Raw genomic sequence first — 26,223 nt, forward strand, 5'->3', positions numbered from 1 at the left:
GCGCTTTTTATTATGGCAGCTCTTTTATTAAAAAAGAACCTTCATTTGTTTGTTTTTTCAGTGTTTTATGATTTTTCTTTTTAGCGTGAATCATTTATTTATTTTTGTTTGAACTCATATTACGCCCGTTTGCAGACAGTGTCAACAGCATTTTTATAATTATTAGACAATTTAGATTAATCAATCTACTTTGTATACGCTTTCATTACTGGTACAAAGGGATCTGTAAATATTAAAAGTTTTTATCATTTTTTTATTAATCTCTCAAGATTACATGAAATTTTTCCGTTCATATACGAATATGTCACATTTTATTACACGATTTTTCTCTGTCCTTCCGGCATGCTTGTCAGATATTCCGTTCGATTGAACAGGCTCTTTATACAGACATACGCATACACTGTTCTTATCTCGTAAGAAATGAGTGATGTCATGAATAAGATGTTATCAGGCATGCAGGGCCTGCCTCCTGGATTTCCGCCTTTACCGGTCTTACCGCCGCAGTCTTACTATCCTCCGGCCCCGATGCATACAGCACCATATCAAGGCGGCCCTTCTTTTCAGCAGGGATTCCCGTCATCCGGCTACGGACAGCAGACCCCGCAAAGCACGCTGTCATTCGCCGGGCAGCAATTCGTTCCGTACCCTTATACAACCGGGTACTACGGCCAATCCTTCAGTGACGTCGGCGGAAGCCTCGGCGCCGGGGCGCATCCCGGCGCGCTCGGGGGCGGTTTCAGCGGCCATGCCGGGGGCTTCAGCGCTCCGAGCGGATTCAGATGATACAAAAACCGGCCTCCCACGGCCGGTTTCTTTTCTTATTCACAGGGTATAACGGTCATTCCACTGATTCATTTCCTGCTCCATATAGTAATCAGCCCTTGAAACCTCAACAATGATTAAACCGCATTGAGTGATTAAAAATTGTTTCAGTTCCTCAAACAGCTCGTCTTTTCCGCAAAAGATCGTTTCTATATTGTGATTTTTATATGCAAATGCGTACTTCAAAAGCTAATTCCTCCTGCTGTCTTTCTATCATTCATTGACAAAATGCATGATAGAAATTAGATAATTTATCACTCAAGGGCGCCTTAAGTATCTTTATACATATATTTATTACGGTAAATATTACATTAAGTTTCATTTATATTAAAATTACTTTACAATTTTTCATCAAATACGGAACTTTTGTTTCGTAAAATAAAAAAATAAATACAAAAAAACCTCAAACCCATTGTCAGGGCTTGAGGTTTTTTATACGTCCCAGGAGAGATTCGAACTCCCGACCGACGGCTTAGAAGGCCGTTGCTCTATCCGGCCTCCATCCTTTATATATCGCTATCGTTACGTTCATGTATAACGGTCACTTTCCGAACTTTGACCGATTGACTTACTTTCTATTATATTTGCTTATACTGTACAGTTCAAGCATTCATATAGTAGAAAAAAACCCTATTGAAGAGGTAATACAGTTGTACTTAAATCTGCTATGTTAAAAGGTATAGGTATTTATTTAAAGAAGTGGTTTCATGAGAGATAACAAAGAATGCTGTCCCTATTGCGATGCTGATGCAACCCACGATAATACCTGTAACACCAAGTCAGCCACGAAAGAACCGATGGAGTCATTGTATTTCCGTGTATCCAACAATGGCATATTAACTACAACAATATGTGCTTTGATGTTCTGTGTGATATCTTTCCACTCGTTTAAAATCATCTCTTTGTTACGACCTAGCCTATCTAATGGATGGATGGATGTATAACGTATCTCCTTTTCGCAAACGCAATTTCAAAGCTTGGTATTGAGGTCTATTGAAGTCTTACACGCTTTGCTTATCGATATGAATATCACGCTCATCAATTCCAGGAGCATACACACTATTCAGTTGTCGTGCTTCATTTTGGTCTTTGCTGCTTACTCTAACGTATCCAAATTCTTTGTTGTCCATAATTGATTCCACCTTGTTATTTGATACTCTAATCGCAACGCCGTTGTATCAAAAGGTCAATCACGGTTATGATACGTATCAAAAACAAATCATATACCATATGAGACTCTCTGAAGCCTTATTCTACCGTTTCACAGAATACGTTACAAAAAGTGTAACCTTCTGACACACACAACCTATCGAAAACAACATAATAAAGGCTGCAGTATCTTTCCTTTGATATCAATACCATTGTCGAACTTAATATAGGGTTTCACTGCAATTCTTATTACTTTACTATGCTAAATCGGTCGTGTCGGAAATTTACCGATTGTCAGTTTGTGAATGTATGTAACCATAAAAGACATCCAATTAATTTGGATGCCCTCTTACAACTATTTCACTTGTTCTTGTAGCACTTCTTTTAGTAATTCAATCGCATTTTCCTCAGTTGGGTCATTTGTTCCAAGTTTACCACGAAAAGCTTTAGATAAAATAGAATTTTTTAATTGGTCTAATTTCTCCTCAATCAAAAGCAAATTTCCTGTTGTTTCTTCCATATCTAATAATTTCTTCACCATATTAACCATAACCTGTCTTTCTCTGTATGGAGCAATTGGTAATCTAATATTTTTAACATCCTCTAAACTTAAGACTGGTCTTCCAATTCCATATGCTCTGTTTTCTAGTTCACCTCCACCTCCACAGGTCGATAATAAGCTTAAGTGAACATATTTAGCCATGCTTTTATCTATTAACTTAGTAAGTGCAACTGATTGACTAACATAAGCTTCTGGAATTGTTTCTTCAACGATTGCACATTTCCCGACATTTGCTCCTGTAATAGTTGTTAGTAAATCAAAAGGTTCTACTAGGCTTCGTTTACCTTCTACCTTCTCTGGAAGAAGTACATACGCAACATTTGTTAAATTTAATTTATTTTTATTAATATCTTGGGTTCTGATAAAATACGAACCGTTATCAGCATAGTATTTAGACCAATCTCTAGAACCACTCGTTACATAGTACGATAGTTCACCTAATCTAGCCCATTTCCATCCTCTAGGTAAATTAAAAGGTTCATCAACCTCATTAACAGACTTAACATTCAAAGTATTGGATTTAATCGGACTTGATTCTTTATCGGCCCTTAACCTATCTAAATGTTCTTGTACCTCAAAAATATCAATATCAGCATTTTTTTCTCGCCACTTCCTCGTCAACTCTCCACGAAACGCCTTATCCAAAATAGCCGCTCGACGAAGGTCAAACGTTTCCTTCGCTTCCTCAATCAACTGCTTTGCTTCTTCAACTTTACTTAAAAGCCGCTCCACTTTCTCAGCAATCCGTTTTTGTTCATTAAATGGTGGCAGTGGGAAAGTGATTTTTTTAAGTTTCTCTACTTGTATACCTTTAACAGTAGAGCCTGTTGACATCGATTCAATTAACGGGGTATTCATTGTAAAAAATAACCACAAAAAATAAGGCAGTATTTCAATTTTTGGTCTGACTATTTTTAAATCTTGATTAATGGTTGTCGATATCTTTGTTATTGCACTCTTACCAGGAGACATTCTTGTAATTAATAAGAGTTCATTTGGTGATGCCATAGTAGCCGAACTGTTTTCCAAACCTTCAACCGTAATATAATCTATTGTAGATGATAAATACCCATTCTTAATATCTTTTACTGTAGCCCACGGAATATCTCCATTCCAATAATCACTATTACTCTTCGAAGGTGTACCCCCACCTATGAAGTTCAATATGTGTCCTGAATTAACCCACATCCAATTCTCTGGCACTTGATAAGGTTGTTCCTCTTGTGGCACTACCACTTCTTCCATCAACTCTTCGATGGTCTTTTGTGTCTTACTCATTTTCTGACCACCCCATCCTCTTCAACAGCACGTAACTCCTCAACTACTTCACCTAATAAATCCATTGCTTGCTGAAGTTTCACTATCGCTTCTTCTGCTGATGCAATTGGGTCTGGCAAGTTGTCGTATGAAGATAATGATTCATCTGCAATTAATCCAATATCTAAACTATCATCTTTTTTTGCGATATCTTCTCGTGTAAACACATTCCAACGCTCATCTTCTATCTTAGAACGGTCTTCAGCTACATAAGCCTTCATGAAGTTTTCAAAATGAGCCATTGTTAGCTGATTACGTTTTCCAAATGAAGTCATATTTGTACGAAGGTCATAGACCCAAACATCTTTCGTGTTATCTTGGTCTGTTGTTCCCCTTGTAAAGAATAAGACATTCGTTTTTACACCTTGCGCATAAAAAATTCCTGTTGGTAAGCGTAAAATCGTGTGTAGATTACACTTGTTCATCAAGTCACGACGAATTTGTGCGCCAATACCACTTTCGAACAACACGTTGTCGGGCAAGACAACCGCTGCTCTTGCATTTCCATCATCTTTTAAAGCGTTATAAATCAACTGCAGGAAATTCAACTGTTTATTCGATGTTTCAAACGTTAAATCGTCACGGGATACCCGTTCCCCGCCTTTTTTTGTACCGAACGGCGGATTTGTTAAAATAACATCAAAGTTCTTCATCCATTTCCCGTTGCCCGATAAAGTATCGCCTTGTTCCAACCGTCCTTCGATATTATGAAGCAACGCATTCATGAGTGCCAGACGATGCGTATCTTTAACAAGTTCCATCCCTACAAAGGCTTATTTCTTTTGGAACTCGGCTTCTTGTGGTTCTATATCAAAGTAATCATCTGTTTGATTCTTTAAATATTGGTCTGCAGCAATCATGAAACCGAATGTTCCAGCTGCAGGGTCAGCACACCGCTCACCAATTTTCGGGTCAATTAATTGAACCATCACATCAATTAATACACGAGGTGTGAAGTATTGCCCCGCTCCCGATTTCTTTTCACTGGCATTCTTCTCTAACAATCCTTCATAAAGATTGCCCAGTCCTTCTTCTTTTGCATTGTACCAATCAAGGGCATCAATCGATTTAATAATCTTCTCTAAGTTTTTCGGCTCAGCAATACTTGTAGAAGCATCACTGTATATTAGACGCAGCCGCTCATTTTCACTGCTTCCTAATTCAAGTAATAATCGCTGATAAAATGTCTTTAATTCCAAACCTTCTTTATCTAACAAATCATCCCATCGATATCCTTCTGGAATCACACCTTCTGTTTCCTGCTCCTTCATCATTTTGAGGAATAATAAGTAGGTTAACTCTGTTACATATTGCTGATAGGTAATCCCATCATCACGTAACACATTACATAAATTCCATAGTTTTTGAACGATTTCTTGGTTGTTCATTTTTCAGCCTCCTGCTAACTCCGAGTATATTTTAATGTTGGATTCTCATTCAAACCTCATTAAAGTGAAAATCAAAGATAAAGTAACTTATCTATTATAACTTAAAAAGTGCCCCTATGAAGAGGCACATTGTTAACTAATATAAAGGTTCTCATTTATAGTGGTAACAACCGTATCAATATAGTCACCGAACTCCCGCTTCAGCAATTTATAGCCGCCCGGAGTTTTAAATGGTTCTTCCGAGAATGCCTCTTCTGCAGTCGGTGCTAATACAGGCACTTTAAGTAATTGCTTTTCTATTCTCTCTAACCATTTCTTCTGTCTTGGCGTCCAATCATGCAGTGAATACACTTTTTGCATCGCCTGTTTAATACGTGCTTCATGGGCAACTAGCGCTTCACCTAATGCAGCTTGGCGAATAAAGCTAATAATGTCTGCTGCAATGTCTTCATTTTTTGTCTGCTTCCAAGCTGTCTGCAAATGCGATTGCTTAAAGCCTTTCGTTTCTAGAATGGTAATAAGTTCTCGTAAATCCTGCCTTGTTAAATCTTTCGGTCGTGTGCAAATAAGATGAAGAGCGGGAATTTCATTAATATTTTCTTGGATAAAACGAACGAAACCTTCTAAATAATCTTCTGGTCTCTTGTTTCCTTCACCATATCCCCGAACCACATCTGTTACTTCATCCTCTTTGTTGGAGATATATCGTTTCTCGCCTTTTACCCGATAGGCTTCCATATATTCAAATAACATGTTGTGCTGTTTTGCTTCTTGTGGCGTATACGTTTGAATTTCTTTCGCCCACTCATCCACATTTTTTCCATTCGACAATTCTTCAAACTTTTGTTTTCCTTCTTCATTCAGCCTTTGCTTGCGACGCTGAATTTTCGCTGCCAATTGGTCACGATAAAACGAAGCTTCATCTTCTGCAGTAGCATTGGCAAGTGATTCATATAGTTCACCGATACTGTAATTTTGTTTCTTTACAACAGGTTTCATCTCCGTATAGCTTTGCAATTTATCGTAGATGCCCACTGCATCGTAAATGTTAAAGTGTGTTTTTCCAATGTCGGGACAAAGACGGGTTGCACGTCCAAGCATTTGGTCATAAAGAATACGAGACTGTATACGCCGTAAGAATACTAGATTTGTTATTGGAGGAACGTCAATGCCTGTGGTGAGTAAATCAACCGTTACAACGACATTTGGCAGCCGCTCGTTCTTAAACCTTTTAATGGCGTCTAATGGCTTATAGATATAGCCAGTAATTTTCATAATAGCATCATCTTCAATTTCATCGCCACGTTCTTTAAAGGCTTCCTTTAATAACCGAACAACCAAATCTGCGTGTTGGTCAGTGGCTGCAAAGATAAGAGTTTTCTCTTTTCCTGTCGGATCAATGTATTCAACCAGTTTGTTTAGAACCGCCCGATTAAAAGGTTCAGTAATTACCCGTTTATTAAACTGCTCAACCTCAAAATGAATGGTATCTTCCATTTTTTCTAGTTGAATCTCGCCTTTATCAACATCATACACTTCAACTTCTTCGTCTTTTTCAAGAGTAATGCCGACTTGTGAAAGTTCTGTCTTAAACAGATATGGTGGTTCATGGTCAACTAAGTAGCCATCCAGAACCGCTTCACTATAAGAATACTTAAAAATAGGCATACCAAAAATCTCTGTTGTATGAAGAGCTGGTGTTGCAGTAAGTCCTAAACACGCCGCATCAAAATAATCAATTACACGTCGATATTGGCTAATATAATCATTTTGGTCACCGAATTCCAATTCTTCCTCTGACATTTCTTTGTCACTTGTATAGCCACGATGTGCTTCATCTACAATGATGAAATCATACTGCCCGACACTTGGAAGCTTTTCGTTATCGCTATAGAAAAGTCTTCTAACCATTCCCTGCACCGTCGCAATTTGCACCTTCGTTTCAACTTCTGGAGACATGTCTTCTAAAGACTTTACATCGTATATATCAGCAAATGAGTAGCCTTCAATTTTTGTATCCTTAAGTGCATCCTCTGTCTGTTTTCCTAACGAATTACGGTCTACAAGAAAAAGAATACGACGACATTTTTTGGACTTAATTAAGCGATACATGAGGGCGATAGCTGTACGAGTTTTCCCAGTTCCAGTTGCCATCGCAATAAGCATTCTTCGTTGCCCTTCTTTTAATCCCTCTTCAGCGGAAAGTACCGCTCTTTGCTGATAATGACGCAAACCAAACTTCGTAATATCCTCTTCTTCTAACCGTTTATTCGCATCCTTATCATCTTGACTAAGAAGAAGCTGCAAGTCGTCAGGTGAATGCCAGCCTTCTAATGGGCGAGCATGTTCTAACGGTTTACGTGAATCCCAAAACCAGATGCCCGACTCTTCTTGAAGTTGTTTCAAGTATGGTCGGCCGTTCGTTGCGTATAAGAACGGCACCTTATATTCACCTGTTGTAGGTGTGATGACTTCATCTTCGACTTGTGCCACATTTTTTGCATACACTTTTGTTTGACTTTCTAATGCGCCAGGAATCGTTTTCTTTTTTGCCTTAGCTTCAATAAAGCCAACAAGCTTTAAGCCAATAAATAACGCATAGTCAATCCTGCCGCCATTGACCTTCCATTCAGCAATTGCCATGTTTCGATTTTTCTCTGGCAGCGTTCCGTTCTTTTGATGATTTAGTACAGTTGTGTCTACTTCCCATCCAACAGCACGTAGTTTTCCATCAATAATCGTACGCGTTTCAGCTTCAGTTAATTGTTGTCGACGCATAAAGTTTTTGGATATTTTTTTACGCTCGATTTTTACCTCTTCTTGTTCCACTTCCGCCTGTCGACGAATTGCCTCTAATTCTTCTTCAAGCTTTTTGACTTTCTCCTCATATTCTCGCTGAAGTGTTTCTGTACTCTGTTCTACTTGTTCTTGAAGTTCTGTATACTCTGGTGCTTGAAAATCCCAATCACCATATACCTCCATGAACCAAATGGACAAGCGGAACGTTAATTGCAACAAAGCCTTTGCTTCTTCTGCTTTTCCATAATCCGCTTCATGCATCGCTACATTCCCTTTGCGACGAAGAGCCTCTAATATATCAATTAATTCAGGCTCAAGTAACCTTTCCCGACGCAAAGTGTTAATGCGATCCACTTGTGTTGTACCATATGCCTCTTTAATATTTTCAGCGGCAAGAATAAATTTAGTTAGTGTTTCAGCGAACAATCGCAGTTTCATTACTGTTGTATGGGGGTCATGATATACATTTCTCTCAGCTGTCTCTCCCAAGTTAGCAAGTACATCCCATTTCCCTTGAAAAAATGAAAAGTTGCCACTCATTGTTATCACCGTTTTCCTAAAAGGTTGTTTGTGTCTATTATACTATAATCATGCAAAAATTAGGAATAATATGTATTGCTCTTTTTTCTACTCTGCTCCTTAGTTTAGGTTCATTCTTTAACCAAGTGAATAAAAGACGGGTTTTATTAGTTATTGTTTAAATATCGGAGCTGCGACATCAGATTTGATCGATAAAAAGAAGAGCCTCAATTAAGAGACTCCTACAAAGTTTGTGCCTTTTAGGTTATATAAATCGAATAATTGCCGCATCCGCTCCATATATAGATTCTGCAAGTGTAACCTCTTAACTCCCAAGTCATAGCCAGCAAAGATATCTTCAAGTACTTGCTGCGTGTAGAAAAGTCTAATAAATATTTCCTCTTCCTCAGTGGCAAATCCAATCTTCTGTTCCTGTATTCCTGAAGCCTTTGCGTGTGACGTTTCTCAGCCTTTTTCATGATATTCACCTTGCGTTTTAGCACATAGTCAGCTTCATTCTCATTTATGAAAGGAAAGCTGTAGCATCCCTCAGCTGAATGAAGTTGCTTAAGTCCAGTAAAAAGAGCAATATGTTAACATCACGCTCTGTAGCACCTTCTTTAACCTTTTGGTCAACTTTAATGTTAATGGTTTTCCAAAACTTTATTTTAATCCAACCGTTATCAAAACAGCGGGAGAGGAAGGCTTTTAGGCATTTCAATCGTGTTAATTTGGTTTGATTGCTAACATTCATACCGTCTAGCCACTTATAGACCGTATCGGCTGTAATATCCCCAACATGGTTCACGTTTGTTACACTCTGAAAATGCTCTACATGGAGGACATAATCGCTTATTGTACGGCTTCTATTCCCGTTCACCTTCATTTGCCTAGTGATGGTTTCGAGAGCATCAGAAATCAACACTGAGTTATCCAAGACCTCAAACTGTTTTATTTTTTCTTTTGAAGCCGTGGAACTAGTAATGGTTAATCCATTTAATAATCACTTTACATCAATATCTAATAATCCTTTTCTTGGTCACAACAAAAAACCTCCTATACCGAAAGTGATATAAGCCAATAACAGGTGTAATTTCTTGCGTGACCGTTATACTGACCGTTTCACTAAACGATATAAGAGGTTGATTTGACGGGCTTTAGCACCCGACTTATTAACGTCCCAGGAGAGATTCGAACTCCCGACCGACGGCTTAGAAGGCCGTTGCTCTATCCGGCTGAGCTACTGGGACATGAAAATCAAATTGTTCTGCTGATCATTTTACCATGATATCAGCGAATTGACAATATAGTCATCCGATAAAAAAGGCCAGCGGCATCAGTTTTCACTCTGATGTCACCAGCTCTTTTTTTGTACGTCCCAGGAGAGATTCGAACTCCCGACCGACGGCTTAGAAGGCCGTTGCTCTATCCAGCTGAGCTACTGGGACAGCTTTTGCTTTATGTATCAGCGACAAGATTTATTATATACAGGTTCAAATCATAAGTCAATATTTTTTTAAAAACTTTTGATGGGGAAGAATGAAATCTCCCCCATCACTTGTTAAAAACTGATTGTATTCCCAAAGTCCTTCAATTCCCGACCCGTTTCGTCGTAAAATGTCACGGCGCCTTCTCTTTCTGTAAGAGTAAGAATGGCATAGCTTTTCACATTGCGGACTCTCGGAAGGCGGATGCTGCCCGGGTTAATCAAAAGCTTGCCCCGAAGCACTTCACTCCCGGCAATATGTGAATGGCCGAAGCAGACGACATCCGCCCCAAGCTCTTCCGCCCGGTAAAAAACAGTTAAAAGTGACTGTTTAATGCCGTGAAGATGCCCGTGAACGGCCAGAATTTTCTTTGAGCCGGCGTCCAGAAGGAGTTCATCCTGAAACCCGCCGCCAAAGTCGCAATTGCCTTTTACCGTGTGATACGGCGTGAGCGCCGGATGTGCGGCGTCAAGCTCTGAATCACCGCAATGAATCATCAGATCCGCTTCGTCTTCGTGCCGCTTTGCAATCGTCTCCAGCTCGTCTTCAAGGCCGTGACTGTCACTTATTATCAGCACTTTCATTGCATACGCTCCCCCTTATGAATCAAGCAGCTTTGACAGTTTCTTGAGCGCCTCAGCCCTGTGGCTGATTTTGTTTTTCTCAGCGCTTGTCAGCTGGGCCATGGTTTTATCTTTATCTTTTACAATAAAAATGGGATCATAGCCGAACCCGTTATCCCCCTCGGGTCCTTCCGCAATATACCCTTCAACATGACCTTCGACCGTTTTTGTTTCCCGCCCCGGCATGCTGACGGCAAGGGCGCAGCGGAAACGGGCCGTGCGCTGCTCTTTTTCGATGCCTTTTAATTCTGACAGCACCTTGTCCATATTCGCTTTATCATCTTTTGCTTCTCCGGCATAACGGGCTGAATAAACGCCCGGTCTGCCTCCAAGGTTGTCCACCGATAAACCGGAGTCGTCTGCAATGACCATTTTGTTTACGGCTTTTGCCACGGCTTCCGCTTTTAAGATGGCGTTTTCTTCAAAAGTATGTCCGGTTTCTTCAATTTCTTCCGTAAATCCGATTTCCGCCAAAGAAGAGACGCTGTAGCCTTTCGGTTCGAGTATTTCCTTGAATTCTTTCACTTTTCCCTGATTGTGTGTCGCAATAATGGCTTCTTTCACGGTGATCAGGCCTCTCTTTCTTATTTCAGTTCAGGCAATGTTTCTCCCAGCACTTCTTTTTGCTTTTGAATAAGCGTCTGGATTCCTTTTTCGGCAAGGCTTAACAGTCCGTTTAAATCTTCACGGGAGAATGTGGCTTCTTCGCCCGTCCCTTGAAGCTCTACAAAACGTCCGCTTCCCGTCATGATGATATTCATGTCGACTTCAGCCGCCGAATCCTCTTCATAATTCAGATCCAAAAGAAGGCCTTCTTCTTTATCCATCCCGACAGAAATAGCCGCGAGATAATCTGTCACAGGAGAGGTTTTGATAACGCCGCTTTTTACGAGTTTGCCGGCCGCAATGGCCATTGCCAAGAAGGCGCCCGTAATGGAAGCCGTTCTTGTTCCGCCGTCAGCTTGAATGACGTCACAGTCGATCCAGATCGTCCGTTCGCCGAGCTTCTCCAAATCAACGACGGCCCGGAGCGCGCGCCCGATCAGCCGCTGAATTTCCATCGTTCTGCCGGAGACCTTTCCTTTTGAAGATTCTCTTATCGTTCTTTGATTCGTCGCGCGGGGAAGCATGCTGTATTCCGCTGTGATCCAGCCTTTTCCTCCGCCGCGTAAAAATGGCGGCACCCGGTCTTCCACAGATGCATTACAGATGACCTTCGTATTTCCCGCTGTAATTAAAACAGAGCCTTCCGGGTGAGTGATAAAATCCAAATCAAATGTGATAGGGCGCAGCTCATCGTGCTGTCTTCCGTCGTGTCTCATATTTTACCTCCGATTATATGTACATAAACCTTTTGTTCCGGATTGTGAATAAAGAAAGAGGCAGCCGGAACGCTAACCTCTTTTTTATTAGTATATCAAAAATCGCAAATTAAAAACTACCCGTATTCACTTGTGACGGCCTCGAAACAGGTTTTGAAAGGGATTCTCCTTTTTCATTCACCAGTTCTGATTTTCCGTTTACTTTTATAGAAACACTTTTAATCGACGGCTGTTCGGTTAATGTGAGAACGATGCTGTCCAGTACGCCCGATGATACCATTTTTGTTTTTTCGTCGGCGCTTCCGTAAATGGAGCTGTTAAAGTCCAGTGTAACTTGGCCGTCTTTTACTTTCGGCTTGCTGAGAAGCTTAACATCGTTATTAAAGTCCGTCAAAAGCCCGCTTGCTTTGCCCGGTCCGTCGGCGAGCTGTTCAACGGCAGCGGTGATGTCATTTGTTTCCGAATTGTCAATCCGCTTTGTGACAGGCACGTAGTATTCGCTCGTCTCTGTTTCCGCCAGATAATAGACAGTCAGCGGATGGGTGTCTGTCAGATCATTCACTCCGGCCGTTTCAATATTAATCCCGTCTTTTCTGCTTAAGTCGCCCGTAATCGGCGTGCCGCCCACAGGCATTTCTTTCAGCTCGTGCCCGTTGATTCTGATTTTGACTTTATCTATTGAGCTGAATTGGGTAAGCGTCCATGTAATCGATTGCAGGATTTTTTGTTCGTCTTCTTTTTTATAGTTTTTAAATTCCTTCGAAAAATCAGCGACGGCAGTGCCGTCTTTTTTAATATCGACATTTACCGTCGTATCAACAGGAAGCACCGCTCTGAAGCCGTTCGGCAGGATTTCTGACACAGGCCCTCCCTGAACCAAATACTCAAGGGCCTGCTTTGCGGTTCCCTCACTGTTCGGAAGAGGCAGTGTCTGTGCTGCGACATAGCCGTTTTTATCAATCAGATACAGCTCTCTCATGACTGTATTGGCCGGCTGGTCGGCTTTAGAAGTGCCGTTTTTCTCTGACTGCTTTGGTTTTGCCTGAATTCCCGCTTCATCCTTTACATATGAAATGTCTTGAGGCGGGTCAATTTCCCCGGCTGTTTTATCGGATTGAAACAAACCGCATCCAGATAACACAAAAGCCGAAGTAAGACATGTTGCAGCAATGACTGCAGGTCCTTTTTTCAGCATACTTTTCCCTCCTAAGGCTGTTTGTACTATGATGTATACGAGCCCTGTCCGGGAAATAGACCGGGAAGCGCAAAAAAACCCGCCGTAAACAGCGGGTTTTTTTGATTTATTTTCTGACCGGCTCTTGAAGGGAGATGCACTCGACATGGCCGATTTCGTGGCCGAACCAGTCTTCGGCAATTTTTGCGAAACCGTTCCGCTCTCCCGTTGTAAGAAATTGATGCTCCGGTGCATGTTTCGATTGGTTTAACAAACCTTTATAAGACAAGATGGTGCTCACCTCTCTCGCCGTCTCGTCTCCGGAGGAAATGATTTTCACATGCTCTCCCATATAGTTCTGAATCGGATCCTTTAAAATCGGATAATGCGTACATCCTAAAATCAAGGTGTCAATTGATGTACCTTTTAAAGGCTCAAGCGATGCTTCAACCGCTTCCTCCGCTGATTCCTGAAGAAACCGTCCGCTTTCCACAAACGGTACGAGCAGCGGACAAGCCGTGTTCTCAACTTGAAGTTCTGCGTTTAACCCGAGCAGCGCCTGCTCATACGCTCTGCTTTTAATGGTATTGACCGTGCCGATGACGCCGATATGCTGGTTTTTCGTGACCTTTATCGCCGTTCTTGCACCCGGCTGAATGACGCCGACAACCGGAATATCCGTTTTGCGCTGAATATCCTCCAAGGCAATGGCCGTGGCCGTATTGCAGGCGATCACGAGCATTTTGATATGGTGGTTTTCCAGCAGGTAATCGGTCATTTCCCACGTGTATTGAAGAACTTCTTCTTCAGGACGCGGGCCGTACGGGCAGCGTTTTGTATCTCCCACATAGATGATATTTTCCTTCGGTAGCTGTCTCATGATTTCCTTAGCAACGGTTAACCCGCCAACCCCGGAATCAATGACTCCTATCGGCTGTTCCAACAAAATCGCCTCATTTTCTTTTCATTTCATGCTGCAGTTTCAATAATGATTTTTCGAAAGCGGCTGTTTCTTCTTCGGAAAATGTCGCAAACATATCCCGCAAATAAGCCTGTCTTTTCAAAATCACTTCTTGGATAATGCGCTCTCCTTCAGCGAGAAGATGAATTCTGACGACCCGTCTGTCAGCCGGGTCTTTCACCCGCTCGACAAGCTCATTTTTTTCCATGCGGTCTATCAGATCCGTCGTCGTGCTGCAAGCCAAATACATTTTGCCTGATAATTCGCCTATTGTCATATCCCCCAATTCATAAAGCCATTGAAGCCCCACGAATTGCGGCGGTGTAATTGCATATTGGTTAAGGATTTCTCTTCCTTTTTGTTTAATGATCGCAGCGATATGGCGGAGTGATTTTTCGATATCCGCAACATGCTCTACAGATTTTGATGTCATTTGTCCATCCCTCACTCAAGGATCTTTCTGGGCTATGCGCTCCGTGTCTATTTTCCTTCTTTTTTTAAGAAAATGCAAGACTGACGGAGAAAAAGGAAAAACCGGGATTTTCACCGCATGCCCATCAGCCCGGGCGCCAACGCAAATAACCGGCTCCTTCTTGAAAAGAAGGAAAACCGGCAAGAATCAGAGCTCTAGCTCACCCATTCTAAGAAGCTCGACAACAGCTTGCGAACGCCCTTTCACACCTAACTTCTGCATGGCATTTGAAATGTGATTCCGTACAGTTTTTTCACTGATAAATAGCTCGCTTGCAATTTCCTTTGTTGTCTTGTCTTGAACGAGCAATTCGAATACTTCTCTTTCTCTTTTGGTCAGCAGCGGCTTTGATTGAAAATCTTTCTCCTTCAAGTATTGTAACCCTCCTTGCTAAGGTGAGAGCGAATCTGAAACGAATGGGTTTATATAGTCAAGATATCATATGTAAAGGGCGCTTCGGAGGTGACGTCTCTTAGAGAAATAGTTATCCGTTCAGGCGAGCAGAATGCCTTTCTCCCGCTCCGTCCAGCTGACCGCTTTGCCGCTTTTCTTCGACACTTGAACCATAACGACGGAACCTGTAAAGCACGGCAGGCCCGACTCATTTTCTCCAAGGTAATGAAGGGTGACGGACGCATTTCCGGCAGCGCTTGCTTTCACATAAATCCGCAGATTTTCATACGGCATTACCTGACGCATATAGTCGCACTGCTGGCTTGCGACGACCGTCATCGTTTCCGAGTTTTGCGCCGTTATGCCTCGCTGTTTGAAATAAGCGATCCGCGCTTCTTCAAAATAGATGAAAGGGGTTACATTATTCATATGGCCGAACATATCCGTTTCTGAAAAACGAACCGATACTTCAGTAAAAAAAGAAAACGACTGTCTCCATTCTTCAAACGGGATATCAATATATTGCGGTTGTTTCATCACCTTCAGCTCCTTATAAAAAAACCTCTCCCGTGCGGAAGAGGCTCTTTTTCTCTTTCTTATACTCTGTCGCTTCCGAAGAAATTACGGAATGCTTGTAAATTGGTATCTCTGTTCAAAGCGGCGATTGAAGTCGTAAGCGGAATGCCTTTCGGGCAGGATTGAACACAGTTTTGTGAATTCCCGCAATCTCCGAGGCCGCCGTCTGTCATTAACGCTTCTAAACGTTCTGCTTTGTTCATCGCGCCCGTCGGGTGGGCGTTAAACAGACGCACTTGCGACATCGGGGCAGGCCCCATGAATTTCGACTTGCTGTTGACGTTCGGGCAGGCTTCGAGGCAGACGCCGCATGTCATGCATTTAGACAATTCATATGCCCACTGGCGGCGTTTTTCCGGCATTCTCGGCCCCGGCCCCAAATCGTAAGTTCCGTCAATCGGCACCCATGCTTTCACTTTTTTCAGTGAATCAAACATTCTGCTGCGGTCAACCTGAAGGTCACGGACAACCGGGAATGTTTTCATCGGCTTCAGACGGATCGGCTGTTCCAGCTTATCAATCAGCGCCGTACATGACTGGCGCGGTCTTCCGTTGATGACCATGGAGCAAGCGCCGCATACTTCTTCAAGACAGTTCATGTCCCATGCGACCGGAGTGGTTTTCTCTCCTTTTGCATTCACGGGATTTCTGCGGATTTCCATCAGGGCGGAAATCACGTTCAGATTCGGGCGGTAATTGATTTCGAATTCTTCATCGTATGGCGCGCTTTCGGGCGTATCCTGACGTGTAATGATAAACCGTATCTTTTTCTCACTCATGATTATTTCGCCACCTTCTTCTTCGAGTAGTCGCGTTTACGGGGCGCAATCAGTGATACATCGACATCCTGATATTCAAATTCCGGAGCTTCAAACGGACCGGCATGTTTCGCCATCGTCGTTTTGAGCCACTCATCGTCATTTCTTTCAGGGAAATCCGGTTTATAGTGCGCTCCCCGGCTTTCATTTCGGTTATATGCGCCGAGCGTGATGACTCTGGCAAGCTGAAGCATATTGGAGAACTGGCGGGTGAACATCGCCCCTTGGTTGCTCCATTTTGTCGTATCGTTGATATTGATTTTCTTAAAGCGCTCCATCAGCTCTTGGATTTTGTCATCCGTTTTCAAAAGCTTGTCGTTGTGGCGGACCACCGTGACGTTGGCCGTCATCCATTCTCCGAGCTCACGGTGAAGCACGTAGGCATTTTCGTCGCCGTCCATCTTCATAATATCGGCCCATTTTTCTTCTTCTTTTTTCACATAGGAATCAAATAATGAAGAAGACAGGTCTTCCGCTGATGTTTCAAGTCCGGAAACATATTTCACCGCATTCGGTCCGGCCACCATTCCTCCGTAGATGGCGGAAAGCAGAGAATTCGCCCCTAAACGGTTTCCTCCGTGCATTGAATAATCACATTCTCCCGCTGCGAACAGTCCGCGGATGCTTGTCATCTGATCATAATCAACCCACAGTCCGCCCATTGAATAGTGAACGGCAGGGAAAATTTTCATCGGAAGCTTGCGCGGGTCATCGCCCATGAATTTTTCATAGATTTCGATAATGCCGCCAAGCTTAACGTCAAGCTCTTTCGGATCTTTGTGCGACAGATCGAGATACACCATGTTTTCACCGTTGATGCCGAGTTTCTGATTCACGCACACGTCAAAGATTTCACGTGTCGCAATATCCCGCGGCACGAGGTTTCCGTAAGCCGGATATTTTTCCTCAAGGAAGTACCAAGGTTTTCCGTCTTTGTACGTCCAGACTCTTCCGCCCTCTCCGCGCGCCGATTCACTCATCAGACGCAGTTTATCGTCCCCCGGGATTGCTGTCGGGTGAATTTGGATAAATTCGCCGTTTGCATAATAAGCGCCCTGCTGATAGACGATTGATGCTGCAGATCCCGTGTTGATCATGCTGTTTGTTGATTTTCCGAATACGATTCCGGGACCTCCCGTCGCCATAATAACGGCGTCAGAACGGAATGACTCGATTTGCATATTGGTCAGATTTTGGGCTACGATACCGCGGCACGTGCGCTCATCGTCAAGAACGGCGCCGAGGAATTCCCAGCCTTCGTATTTTGTGACGAGACCCGCCACTTCATATCTGCGCACCTGCTCGTCCAGTGCGTAAAGAAGCTGCTGACCCGTCGTCGCTCCCGCGTATGCGGTTCTGTGATGCTGTGTACCCCCGAAACGGCGGAAGTCCAAGAGCCCTTCCGGTGTTCTGTTAAACATAACCCCCATGCGGTCCAATAAGTGGATAATGGACGGCGCCGCTTCACACATCGCTTTTACAGGAGGCTGGTTTGCCAAAAAGTCGCCTCCGTATACCGTGTCATCAAAATGCTCAAACGGAGAGTCTCCTTCCCCTTTTGTGTTGACAGCTCCGTTTATCCCGCCCTGCGCGCAGACCGAGTGAGAGCGTTTGACCGGAACGATGGAAAACAATTTAACGGCCGTGCCTGATTCCGCTGCTTTAATTGTCGCCATGAGGCCGGCAAGACCCCCGCCGACTACGATAATGCTTGATTGACTCATGATAGCCCCTCTCCCTCTAGTAATCTAGTTCTCTTACACAAACGCAAAAATCGCTTTTAAACCTACGTATGAAAGCGCTAAAAATATAATCAGCGTCACGTAAGTCGAAATTCTTTGAGAACGCGGCGTGACCGTGATCCCCCATGTGACCGCAAAAGACCATAAGCCGTTTGAAAAGTGAAAAATGACCGATAAAACGCCTACAATGTAAAAACCGAGCATAAACGGCGAGCTCAAAATATTCGCCATCATATCGAAGTTGACTTCAGCGCCCATCTGCGCGGCAATCCGCGTCTGCCATACATGCCAGCTGACGAAAATAAGGGTGAGAATACCAGTGACACGCTGAAGCACAAACATCCAGTTTCTGAAATAACTGTAGTGGCCAGCGTTGTTTTTCGCAGTAAATGCTATGTACACACCGTAAACCGCATGATAAATTAAAGGTAAGAAAATAATAAAAATTTCTAACGCATACCTGAACGGCAGACTGTCCATAAAGCCGGCCGCCTTGTTAAACGCATCCGCTCCCCTTGCGGCAAATTGGTTGACGACTAAATGCTGGATCAAAAAGATGCCGACCGGAATAACACCGAGCAAGGAATGCAATCTTCGAAAATAAAACTCTCTGTTCCCAGACATTACTTTACCCCCTGTTTGATTTAAGTGCGAAATGTACTAAAATCTCTGCCCCCACTTCGTTTCAATTGTAAGCACTTTATTAAAATTTATTGACAATTTCATTTTACTCCTCCCTCAAAAGGGCGTCAAGAAAACGTGTACATAAATTATAATTTTCGGAATTGATTATCTGGAGGGAAAATTTTATTTTCCTGCGATATCTTTCTCACATTTTTTCGCGTGTTTTATAGGATCATCCTGTAATCCTCCCCCCTGTTTAAGCTATAATAAACGAAGGAGAGAGGGGAATACATAATATGAAGAATAATTATGAAGCAGCTTTAGAACCTTTAACTGAACTCGACGTCAGCGCATACGGCTACGAATTAATCCGGGAAATCGTACTTCCGGATATCCTCGGCCCGGAACATTCATCGATGATGTATTGGGCGGGAAAACGCCTCGCCCGCAAATTTCCTCTTCAATCGTGGGAAGAAATCCCCGCCTTTTTTGAAAAAGCCGGCTGGGGAACTTTGACAAACGCAGGATCAAAAAAACAAGAACTGGAATTTGAACTGGAAGGACCGCTCGTATCCAGCAGGCTCAAACATCAGAAAGAGCCTTGTTTCCAGCTTGAAGCCGGTTTTATAGCCGAACAGATTCAATTGATGAACGATCAGATCGCAGAATCTTATGAACAGGTAAAAAAGAGAGCGGATAAAGTCGTCCTGACTGTAAAATGGGATATGAAGGACCCTGTATAATTGAAAAAAGGCGGTGACTCCAAGTCCCGCCTTTTTGCCTGCCCGTTTATACGGCAGACGGCTGTTTAGAAAGCTCAAACGCATCATGAAGCGCTTCGACCGCTTTCACCATATCATTTTCGCTGACAACCGCTGATACTTTTATTTCAGATGTGCTCACCATTTTGACTTGTACATTTTTTTCCGCCAGTACGGCAAACATGTCCGCGGCGACGCCGGGATTTGAAACCATGCCCGACCCGACAATAGAGACTTTCGCCAGTTTTCTTTCGGTTTCAATTTTTTCATAGTCAAGCGCGTTTTTATATTCTTCAAGCACGGCGACCGTTTGCGCGGCATCTTCCGTTTTCACTGAGAAAGAAATATCCGCTTCCCCATCGTCCGACTGTGTCTGAATAATAATGTCAACGTTGATGTTCCGTTTTGCCAGCGCGGTGAAGATTGTTGAAAGAGTAGTCAGTCCGCTTGTCAGGCCCGTAACGGACACCCTCGTGATCTGGTCTTCAAATGCAATTCCTCTGACGATTAAATTCTGCTCCATTGATGATTCCTCCTCAATTAATGTTCCCGCTTCATGTTCCGTACTTGACCGCACTTCTAAAGGCACTTGGTAGTTTTTCGCGAACTCAACCGCCCGCGGGTGAAGAACACCCGCTCCCAGATTTGCAAGCTCCAGCATTTCATCATAAGAAATTCCCGCCAGTTTTCTCGCTGACCGGACATACCGCGGATCTGTCGTAAATACGCCCGGAACATCTGTATAAATGTCGCATTTATCCGCTTCCAGCGCTGCGGCAAGAGCGACCGCCGTCGTATCGGAACCGCCCCGTCCGAGCGTCGTGATGCCGCCGTCTTCCGTTACGCCCTGAAAACCGGCAACGACTGTAATCCTGCCTTCTGCAAGCTGCGAACGAATCGCCGTGATATCAATATCCGTAATTCTCGCATTGCCGTGAACGGCTTCCGTGCGGACACCCGCCTGCCAGCCCGTATAAGAGACGGCGTCATATCCTTTTTCCTGAAGCGCCATGGCCAAAAGCGAAATCGTGACCTGCTCTCCCGTAGACAAAAGCATATCCATCTCGCGTCTGCTTGGTTCAGATGTGATTTCAGCCGCGAGGTTAACGAGCGCGTCGGTTGATTTTCCCATTGCCGAAACGACGACTACGACGTCATGGCCTTTTTGCTTTTCAGCAATAGCGCGATTTGCGGCATTTTGAATTTTTTCGGCAGAGCCGACGGAAGTGCCTCCGAATTTTTGTACGATAAGACCCATACTAGACCACCCTTTACATTTTGGTTCGTGCGGGTGAGGAGAAAAGAGCGTTTTGTCCACAATAAAAAAAGCAATGAGAGGAATAGCTCTCATTGCTTTTTCATATCATTACGATTGATTATGAACAACGAGATAGCCCTCCAAGAAAATGAATTCTTGACAGCCTTACATTTATTTAATGCAAGGCCAGCGAATCACACCGATGGGATGTGATACACTTCGGCGACGCTCCCCTTTCAGCCTTTTTCGCAGAATCCATCATTCTCCAAAGGCTTACTATTGAAGTTCGCACCTCTATCTTCACCATATAACACGATCTTATGAAATTAGTTCACATTCTAGCAGATTTTTCAGAAAAGCACAATACTATTTTTTTAATTTTTCAAACAGCAGCTGGGCCGCCGCGGCCGGCACACCCGCTTTTTTGATATCGTCAAGGCTTGCTTCCTTCATCTTTTTGACAGATCCGAAATGTTTTAAGAGCATTTTTTTGCGTTTTTCGCCGATTCCGGGGATATCGTCCAGAACGGATTGAAAGACGCTTTTTCCCCGGATCTGTCTGTGAAAGCTGATCGCAAAACGGTGAACTTCGTCCTGAATGCGCTGAAGCAGGTAAAACTCTTGGCTGTTCCGCTCCAGAAACACCGGTTCAAGCGGGTCGCCGATCAAAAGGTTGGATGTTCGGTGTTTATCATCTTTCGCCAATCCCGCTACCGGGACATCAAGGCCGAGCTCATTCTCAAGCACGTCGCGCGCCGCGTTAATCTGCCCTTTTCCGCCGTCAATGATGATTAAATCCGGCAGCGGAAGATTTTCGCGGAGCACCCTCGTGTACCTTCTTCTGACGACTTCCCTCATTGAGCCGTAATCATCCGGCCCTGTTACGGTTTTAATTTTATATTTGCGGTATTCCTTTTTATTCGGTTTTCCGTCAATAAAGACAATCATGGCCGATACGGGGTTTGTGCCTTGAATATTGGAGTTGTCAAACGCTTCAATCCGATGCGGCGTATAAATATTCAGCGCTTCGCCGAGCCGTTCGGCTGCACCGATTGACCGTTCCTCATCCCGCTCGATTAACGAGAATTTTTCCCGCAGAGCGATTTTCGCATTTTTGTGCGCAAGCAAAAGCAGCTCTTTTTTCGGGCCTTTTTTCGGCTGATGCACGGCGGTTTCCAACAGCTCGGTGATCATGTCCCTGTCAACGCTGTCAGGCACCAGAATTTCCTTAGGCAGAAAGTGATTGTTTTTAGAGTAGAACTGGCCGATGAAGGTCAGAAATTCTTCATCCGCTTCCTGATACATCGGAAACATGCTGACGTCGCGTTCGATCAGTTTTCCTTGGCGTATGAAAAAGACTTGGACGCACATCCAGCCTTTATCGTAGGCATATGCAAACACATCGCGGTCCAGAAGGTCATTCATGGTCATTTTTTGCTTCTCCATCGTCGATTCGATGTGAGCAAGCTGGTCGCGGAATTCTTTAGCCCGTTCAAATTCAAGCTTTTCCGCCGCTTCTGCCATTTTCGCTTCGAGCTCTTTTTTGATTTCGTTATGCCCTCCCTTTAAAAAACGGGTAATGTCTTCAACAATCTCGCGGTTTGTCTCCTCAGATATATCCTTTACACATGGAGCAAGGCATTGTCCGAGATGATAATAGAGACAGACGCGGTCCGGAAGCTTTGAGCATTTCCTGAGCGGGTAAAGGCGGTCCAGCAGTTTTTTCGTTTCCCGCGCCGCCTGCACATTCGGATACGGGCCGAAATAGCGTCCTTTGTCTTTTTTGACATTCCGGGTGACAATCAGCCGCGGATGGCGTTCATGGGTGATTTTAATAAAGGGATAGGTTTTATCATCTTTCAGCATGACATTGTATTTCGGATCGTATTTTTTAATCAGATTCATTTCCAAAATAAGCGCTTCAAGATTGGAGGAAGTCACGATATATTCAAAGTCCTCAATCTCCGTCACAAGCCGTTGGGTTTTTGCGTCGTGAGAACCGGTGAAATAAGACCGCACCCTGTTTTTCAAGACTTTCGCTTTCCCCACGTAGATGACTGTTTTTTGGCGGTCTTTCATTAAATAACAGCCCGGCTGATCGGGAAGGAGGGCCAGTTTTTCTTTCAGTTGTTTATTCATACGTTACCCTTCCTTACATTCATTTCTCGTGTCCATTCAGTGTATCACGAACATTTGTTTTTCTCCATTCTCAGCTTTTGGAAGATCAAAAAAGGCGATTCCCTTTCAAAGGAATCGCCCTGCCGTAACGGAAGCTTTCGGCTTACAGATGTTTGTTTACAAGCTCTTCAAGAGCTTCTTTCGGTTTGAAACCGACAGATGTTTCAACGACTTCTCCGTCTTTTAGCACGAGAAGTGTCGGGATGCTCATGACGCCGTATTTACCGGCAGTTTCTTGGTTTTCATCCACGTCGATTTTGACGATTTTCAGTTTGTCTCCCATTTCTTGATCAAGCTCTTCAAGAACGGGCGCGATCATTTTACAAGGTCCGCACCAAGGAGCCCAGAAATCAGCCAATACGACACCTTCACTTGTTTCAGCTGAGAACGATTGATCAGTTGCTTTTACGATAGCCATTTGTTATTCCTCCAATTGTCAAATGATGATTTTTAGTATAGCATCTCCCATTCGTTCATGCTAATTTAATGCTTATATTATTTTCTCCCGAACCCGCCGGAAATAATCTTATTTATACAGTGTATTATAACCGGGCGGCAGGCGTTCAAAACTTAAGATGGATTCGCAGGCAGCGTGATTAGTACAACCGCCATCGGAGGAAGCTCCGCCTCAAGTTTTCCGCCCTTTTGAGCAAACCCGGAAAACGGCTTCGGTTTGACGTTTTCCGGACTGCTGAATGTATTATGGGCATTCATTTTTTCCGCGTGCAGAATCGTTCCCGAAGGCTTCCCTGTCTTTTTCATGCCCCGCAGTTCAATCTTCACATCAGCTTTGTGCAGATGATCGATATTGCAAAGGCTGATATGTATGTCTCCGTTTTGCTGTTTGGACGCTGAAATGCTGACTTGCGGGAGCCGGCCGTCATTCCATTCGTACCCGGCTGCTTTTGTTTCTGTCGCCAAAAGAGAAGCGTCCTGATGCACCTTAAACATATCAAACACATGATACGTCGGCGTCAGCAGCATGTCTTTCCCTTCTGTCAGGATCATTGCCTGAAGCACGTTGACGGTTTGCGCGATATTGGCCATCTGTATGCGGTCTGCATGCTGATGAAAAATGTGAAAATGCGTGGCTGCGACAAGGGCGTCGCGGATCGTATTCTGCTGATACAGAAAGCCCGGATTCGTGCCTGGCTCAGGATCAAGCCACGTGCCCCATTCATCAATGATCAGCCCGACTCTTTTTTCGGGATCGTACTGATCCATGATGGCGCTGTGCCTTGTGATCAATTCATCCATATGCGCCGCTTTTTTCATCGTGATGAACCATTCATCTTCCGTAAACTCCGTCGCAGATCCTTTCCCCTTCCAGAAATCGCCCGGTATTGTGTAATAATGAAGGCTCAGCCCGTCCATGAGATCAGCGGCTTTTTTCATTAAAGTTTCAGTCCAGCGGTAATCATCGACATTCGCGCCGCCGGCAATTTTATAGATTTCATTACCGCTGTAATTGCGGACATAGGTTTGAAAGTTTCTGTAAAGGTCGGCATAATACTCAGGATGCATGTTTCCGCCGCAGCCCCAGTTCTCATTTCCTATTCCGAAATATGTCAGCTTCCACGGTTTTTCCCGCCCGTTTTCTTTTCTCCAGTCGGACATCGGCGTGCCCGCTTCAAACGTCATGTATTCAATCCACTCAGCCATTTCTTTAATCGTTCCGCTGCCGACGTTTCCGGCGATGTACGGTTCGCAGCCGAGCAGTTCACAAAGCATCATAAACTCGTGCGTGCCGAATTCATTGGAATCAATTGTCCCGCCCCAATGGGTATTCAGCATGGTTTTGCGTTTCCCTACGCCGTTTGCCCAATGGTATTCATCAGCAAAACAGCCGCCCGGCCATCTGAGGACGGGAATCTGAAGCTGTTTGAGGGCGGCGGCGACATCCGTCCTGACCCCGCCGGTATTCGGAATATCGGAATCTTTTCCGACCCAGATGCCCTCATATATGCCTCTTCCCAGGTGTTCCGCGAAATGTCCGTATATGTTTTTATTAATGGTTCCCCGTGTGATATCAGTTTGAATGACTGCCGTATTGTGAGACAAACTTGATCATTCCTTTCCCTTAATAAGAATGAAAGCACTACAGCCGATCTATGTATCTGGGATGTATGCTGAATGGATAAGTTTGTAAGCGCTTTACAAAAGCTTATTATATTGGTTCGTACATGTCAATCTCTTATTTTATCAACCTTTAATTTGTACGAACCAATTAACGCAAATCAAAACCCTCTGACAAATCAGCCAGAGGGTTTATGATTATGAATGAATATTGGCATTTTTAAATTCTTGGGTCAGAAGCGGAACCACTTCGAACAAATCGCCGACAATTCCGTAGTCCGCTATTTTAAATATTTCCGCTTCCGGGTCTTTGTTAATGGCAACAATGACCTTACTGTTTGACATGCCCGCCAAGTGCTGAATCGCTCCGGAAATGCCGCAGGCGATATACAAATCCGGCGTGACGACTTTTCCCGTCTGGCCGATTTGAAGGGAATAATCGCAATAGTCCGCGTCACACGCGCCGCGTGAAGCGCCCACCGCTGCTCCGAGCACGTCGGCAAGTTCTTTTAACGGTTCAAATCCATCTTTGCTTTTTACACCGCGGCCGCCTGCTACGATAATTTTCGCTTCTGATAAATCCACGCCGTCCGCCGTTTTTTTGACTACTTCTTCAATGACCGTCCGCAAATCTGCCGGAGGCGCCGCAAGCTCTTCAATATCACCCGTCCGGTTCGCGTCTTTTTCTAATGCCTGAATATTATTCGGACGAATTGTCGCCAAAATGAAAGGATCGGTTGAAATCACCTGTTCAAAGGCTTTGCCGGAATAGATCGGTCTTGTAAAAACGATGTTGTCTCCGGTAACGCTTACATCCGTGCTGTCTGAAATCAGCCCCGTTTCAAACCGGGCCGCAAGCTTAGGTGACAAATCTTTTCCCATAGAAGTGTGGCCGAAAATAACCGCATCAGGCTTTTCATTTTCGATCAAATCCCCGAGAACCGCGGCATATCCGTCCGCCGTATACTGAGAAAGCCCCGGCGAATCGGCCGTAAATACTTTGTCGGCACCGTACTGAATGAGTTCTGGTGCTGCATCAGCTGTGCCTTTTCCCATCAGCACGCCGATGACATTTCCTCCGCCGGAAATGGTTTTGCCTGCGGCTATGGCTTCAAAGGTGACGTTCCGTAAGGCGCCGTCACGAATTTCTCCGAGTACGATCACTTTTTTTCCCATTCTGACATCCCCCAGTTTCTTTAATA

General features: G+C 43.9%; 22 protein-coding genes, 2 tRNA genes, 2 pseudogenes, 1 riboswitch and 1 other annotated feature (1 of these 28 cut by a window edge). Of the genes and pseudogenes, 2 read left to right on the forward strand and 24 right to left on the reverse strand.

The features are described 5' to 3' along the window. Positions 1 to 10, reverse strand: a binding site (T-box leader) (it extends 242 nt beyond the left edge of the window). A 422-nt stretch (positions 11 to 432) separates the two neighbouring features. Further along, positions 433 to 783, forward strand: coding sequence for a hypothetical protein (locus tag G9F50_RS07900; protein WP_015417942.1), 351 nt, complete (start codon positions 433 to 435; stop codon positions 781 to 783). A 39-nt stretch (positions 784 to 822) separates the two neighbouring features. Here the strand turns inward: G9F50_RS07900 and G9F50_RS07905 are convergent, their stop codons facing one another. The 19 genes and pseudogenes from G9F50_RS07905 to sdhC all read right to left on the reverse strand — a co-directional run bounded on the left by G9F50_RS07905 (position 823) and on the right by sdhC (position 18,748). Continuing rightward, positions 823 to 1,008 carry a hypothetical protein gene (locus G9F50_RS07905; protein WP_060562691.1) on the reverse strand — a complete coding sequence of 62 codons (186 nt, stop codon included), beginning with the start codon at positions 1,006 to 1,008 and terminating at the stop codon, positions 823 to 825. 562 nt (positions 1,009 to 1,570) lie between these two features. Continuing rightward, a pseudogene (locus G9F50_RS07910) lies at positions 1,571 to 1,952 on the reverse strand (recombinase family protein); the annotation flags it as partial. A gap of 374 nt (positions 1,953 to 2,326) precedes the next feature. Further along, positions 2,327 to 3,811, reverse strand: coding sequence for a restriction endonuclease subunit S (locus G9F50_RS07915; protein WP_060562692.1), 1,485 nt, complete (start codon positions 3,809 to 3,811; stop codon positions 2,327 to 2,329). Continuing rightward, positions 3,808 to 5,238 (reverse strand): annotated as a pseudogene (locus G9F50_RS07920) (class I SAM-dependent DNA methyltransferase). The gene G9F50_RS07915 and the pseudogene G9F50_RS07920 overlap by 4 nt, the downstream one beginning before the upstream one ends. A 132-nt stretch (positions 5,239 to 5,370) precedes the next feature. Further along, positions 5,371 to 8,577, reverse strand: coding sequence for a type I restriction-modification system endonuclease (gene hsdR, locus G9F50_RS07925; RefSeq protein ID WP_060562694.1), 3,207 nt, complete (start codon positions 8,575 to 8,577; stop codon positions 5,371 to 5,373). Between the two features lie 502 nt (positions 8,578 to 9,079). After that, entirely contained in the window at positions 9,080 to 9,364 is a 285-nt protein-coding gene (locus G9F50_RS20455) for a hypothetical protein (RefSeq protein ID WP_220086944.1), read from the reverse strand. Positions 9,365 to 9,732: 368 nt separating this feature from the next. Then, a tRNA-Arg gene (locus tag G9F50_RS07935) sits at positions 9,733 to 9,806 on the reverse strand. Positions 9,807 to 9,930: 124 nt separating this feature from the next. Continuing rightward, a tRNA-Arg gene (locus G9F50_RS07940) sits at positions 9,931 to 10,004 on the reverse strand. Between the two features lie 113 nt (positions 10,005 to 10,117). After that, a complete protein-coding gene (locus G9F50_RS07945) occupies positions 10,118 to 10,627 on the reverse strand; it encodes a YfcE family phosphodiesterase (RefSeq protein WP_060562696.1) in 510 nt (169 codons plus the stop codon). A gap of 15 nt (positions 10,628 to 10,642) precedes the next feature. After that, a complete protein-coding gene (locus G9F50_RS07950) occupies positions 10,643 to 11,239 on the reverse strand; it encodes an XTP/dITP diphosphatase (RefSeq protein WP_101536298.1) in 597 nt (198 codons plus the stop codon). Positions 11,240 to 11,250: 11 nt separating this feature from the next. Further along, on the reverse strand, positions 11,251 to 11,988 hold the full coding sequence (gene rph / locus G9F50_RS07955; protein ID WP_060562697.1) for a ribonuclease PH: 738 nt from the start codon (positions 11,986 to 11,988) through the stop codon (positions 11,251 to 11,253). 109 nt (positions 11,989 to 12,097) lie between these two features. Beyond that, positions 12,098 to 13,183 carry a GerMN domain-containing protein gene (locus G9F50_RS07960; protein WP_007612936.1) on the reverse strand — a complete coding sequence of 362 codons (1,086 nt, stop codon included), beginning with the start codon at positions 13,181 to 13,183 and terminating at the stop codon, positions 12,098 to 12,100. A 106-nt stretch (positions 13,184 to 13,289) separates the two neighbouring features. Then, the gene (racE, locus tag G9F50_RS07965) at positions 13,290 to 14,108 is read right to left on the reverse strand and encodes a glutamate racemase (protein ID WP_012118125.1); all 819 of its coding nucleotides are present in this window, start codon (positions 14,106 to 14,108) and stop codon (positions 13,290 to 13,292) included. A gap of 7 nt (positions 14,109 to 14,115) precedes the next feature. Further along, positions 14,116 to 14,556 carry a MarR family winged helix-turn-helix transcriptional regulator gene (locus G9F50_RS07970; protein WP_060562698.1) on the reverse strand — a complete coding sequence of 147 codons (441 nt, stop codon included), beginning with the start codon at positions 14,554 to 14,556 and terminating at the stop codon, positions 14,116 to 14,118. A gap of 186 nt (positions 14,557 to 14,742) precedes the next feature. Continuing rightward, the gene (gene gerE, locus G9F50_RS07975) at positions 14,743 to 14,967 is read right to left on the reverse strand and encodes a spore germination transcription factor GerE (protein ID WP_003152579.1); all 225 of its coding nucleotides are present in this window, start codon (positions 14,965 to 14,967) and stop codon (positions 14,743 to 14,745) included. A 120-nt stretch (positions 14,968 to 15,087) separates the two neighbouring features. Continuing rightward, entirely contained in the window at positions 15,088 to 15,525 is a 438-nt protein-coding gene (locus G9F50_RS07980) for an acyl-CoA thioesterase (RefSeq protein WP_012118126.1), read from the reverse strand. 59 nt (positions 15,526 to 15,584) lie between these two features. Beyond that, positions 15,585 to 16,343 (reverse strand): succinate dehydrogenase iron-sulfur subunit, encoded by a 759-nt coding sequence (sdhB, locus tag G9F50_RS07985; protein ID WP_003152575.1) that lies wholly within the window; start codon positions 16,341 to 16,343, stop codon positions 15,585 to 15,587. Positions 16,344 to 16,345: 2 nt separating this feature from the next. After that, a complete protein-coding gene (gene sdhA, locus G9F50_RS07990; protein ID WP_003152573.1) occupies positions 16,346 to 18,106 on the reverse strand; it encodes a succinate dehydrogenase flavoprotein subunit in 1,761 nt (586 codons plus the stop codon). Between the two features lie 33 nt (positions 18,107 to 18,139). Continuing rightward, positions 18,140 to 18,748, reverse strand: coding sequence for a succinate dehydrogenase cytochrome B558 (gene sdhC, locus G9F50_RS07995; protein ID WP_003152571.1), 609 nt, complete (start codon positions 18,746 to 18,748; stop codon positions 18,140 to 18,142). Between the two features lie 296 nt (positions 18,749 to 19,044). On the opposite strand from sdhC, the gene G9F50_RS08000 reads away from it, so the two are divergent. Continuing rightward, positions 19,045 to 19,491, forward strand: a complete 447-nt coding sequence (locus tag G9F50_RS08000) for a YslB family protein (protein WP_007612940.1) — start codon at positions 19,045 to 19,047, stop codon at positions 19,489 to 19,491. 46 nt (positions 19,492 to 19,537) lie between these two features. Here G9F50_RS08000 and G9F50_RS08005 read toward each other — a convergent pair whose 3' ends face one another. The 5 genes from G9F50_RS08005 to G9F50_RS08025 form a co-directional block, all read right to left on the reverse strand. Continuing rightward, positions 19,538 to 20,767 carry an aspartate kinase gene (locus G9F50_RS08005; protein ID WP_007408127.1) on the reverse strand — a complete coding sequence of 410 codons (1,230 nt, stop codon included), beginning with the start codon at positions 20,765 to 20,767 and terminating at the stop codon, positions 19,538 to 19,540. Positions 20,768 to 20,892: 125 nt separating this feature from the next. Next, a riboswitch (Lysine riboswitch) is annotated at positions 20,893 to 21,072 on the reverse strand. Positions 21,073 to 21,133: 61 nt separating this feature from the next. Further along, positions 21,134 to 22,906 carry an excinuclease ABC subunit UvrC gene (uvrC, locus tag G9F50_RS08010; RefSeq protein ID WP_025285072.1) on the reverse strand — a complete coding sequence of 591 codons (1,773 nt, stop codon included), beginning with the start codon at positions 22,904 to 22,906 and terminating at the stop codon, positions 21,134 to 21,136. A 142-nt stretch (positions 22,907 to 23,048) separates the two neighbouring features. Next, positions 23,049 to 23,363 (reverse strand): thioredoxin, encoded by a 315-nt coding sequence (gene trxA, locus G9F50_RS08015; RefSeq protein ID WP_003152560.1) that lies wholly within the window; start codon positions 23,361 to 23,363, stop codon positions 23,049 to 23,051. A gap of 152 nt (positions 23,364 to 23,515) precedes the next feature. After that, a complete protein-coding gene (locus G9F50_RS08020) occupies positions 23,516 to 25,006 on the reverse strand; it encodes an alpha-N-arabinofuranosidase (RefSeq protein WP_060562699.1) in 1,491 nt (496 codons plus the stop codon). A 213-nt stretch (positions 25,007 to 25,219) separates the two neighbouring features. Beyond that, positions 25,220 to 26,197 (reverse strand): electron transfer flavoprotein subunit alpha/FixB family protein, encoded by a 978-nt coding sequence (locus tag G9F50_RS08025; protein ID WP_060562700.1) that lies wholly within the window; start codon positions 26,195 to 26,197, stop codon positions 25,220 to 25,222. Positions 26,198 to 26,223 lie beyond the last annotated feature (26 nt).

Source organism: Bacillus sp. EKM206B, from assembly GCF_011066015.1.
Taxonomy (GTDB): domain Bacteria; phylum Bacillota; class Bacilli; order Bacillales; family Bacillaceae; genus Bacillus; species Bacillus velezensis.

Coding starts and splice junctions, on each gene's coding strand:
- G9F50_RS07900 (WP_015417942.1), top strand. CDS start 433: ATGAATAAGATGTTATCAGGCATGCAGGGCCTGCCTCCTGGATTTCCG.
- G9F50_RS07915 (WP_060562692.1), bottom strand. CDS start 3,811: ATGAGTAAGACACAAAAGACCATCGAAGAGTTGATGGAAGAAGTGGTA.
- hsdR (WP_060562694.1), bottom strand. CDS start 8,577: ATGAGTGGCAACTTTTCATTTTTTCAAGGGAAATGGGATGTACTTGCT.
- G9F50_RS07945 (WP_060562696.1), bottom strand. CDS start 10,627: ATGAAAGTGCTGATAATAAGTGACAGTCACGGCCTTGAAGACGAGCTG.
- rph (WP_060562697.1), bottom strand. CDS start 11,988: ATGAGACACGACGGAAGACAGCACGATGAGCTGCGCCCTATCACATTT.
- G9F50_RS07960 (WP_007612936.1), bottom strand. CDS start 13,183: ATGCTGAAAAAAGGACCTGCAGTCATTGCTGCAACATGTCTTACTTCG.
- G9F50_RS07970 (WP_060562698.1), bottom strand. CDS start 14,556: ATGACATCAAAATCTGTAGAGCATGTTGCGGATATCGAAAAATCACTC.
- G9F50_RS07980 (WP_012118126.1), bottom strand. CDS start 15,525: ATGAAACAACCGCAATATATTGATATCCCGTTTGAAGAATGGAGACAG.
- sdhB (WP_003152575.1), bottom strand. CDS start 16,343: ATGAGTGAGAAAAAGATACGGTTTATCATTACACGTCAGGATACGCCC.
- sdhA (WP_003152573.1), bottom strand. CDS start 18,106: ATGAGTCAATCAAGCATTATCGTAGTCGGCGGGGGTCTTGCCGGCCTC.
- sdhC (WP_003152571.1), bottom strand. CDS start 18,748: ATGTCTGGGAACAGAGAGTTTTATTTTCGAAGATTGCATTCCTTGCTC.
- G9F50_RS08000 (WP_007612940.1), top strand. CDS start 19,045: ATGAAGAATAATTATGAAGCAGCTTTAGAACCTTTAACTGAACTCGAC.
- G9F50_RS08005 (WP_007408127.1), bottom strand. CDS start 20,767: ATGGGTCTTATCGTACAAAAATTCGGAGGCACTTCCGTCGGCTCTGCC.
- uvrC (WP_025285072.1), bottom strand. CDS start 22,906: ATGAATAAACAACTGAAAGAAAAACTGGCCCTCCTTCCCGATCAGCCG.
- trxA (WP_003152560.1), bottom strand. CDS start 23,363: ATGGCTATCGTAAAAGCAACTGATCAATCGTTCTCAGCTGAAACAAGT.
- G9F50_RS08025 (WP_060562700.1), bottom strand. CDS start 26,197: ATGGGAAAAAAAGTGATCGTACTCGGAGAAATTCGTGACGGCGCCTTA.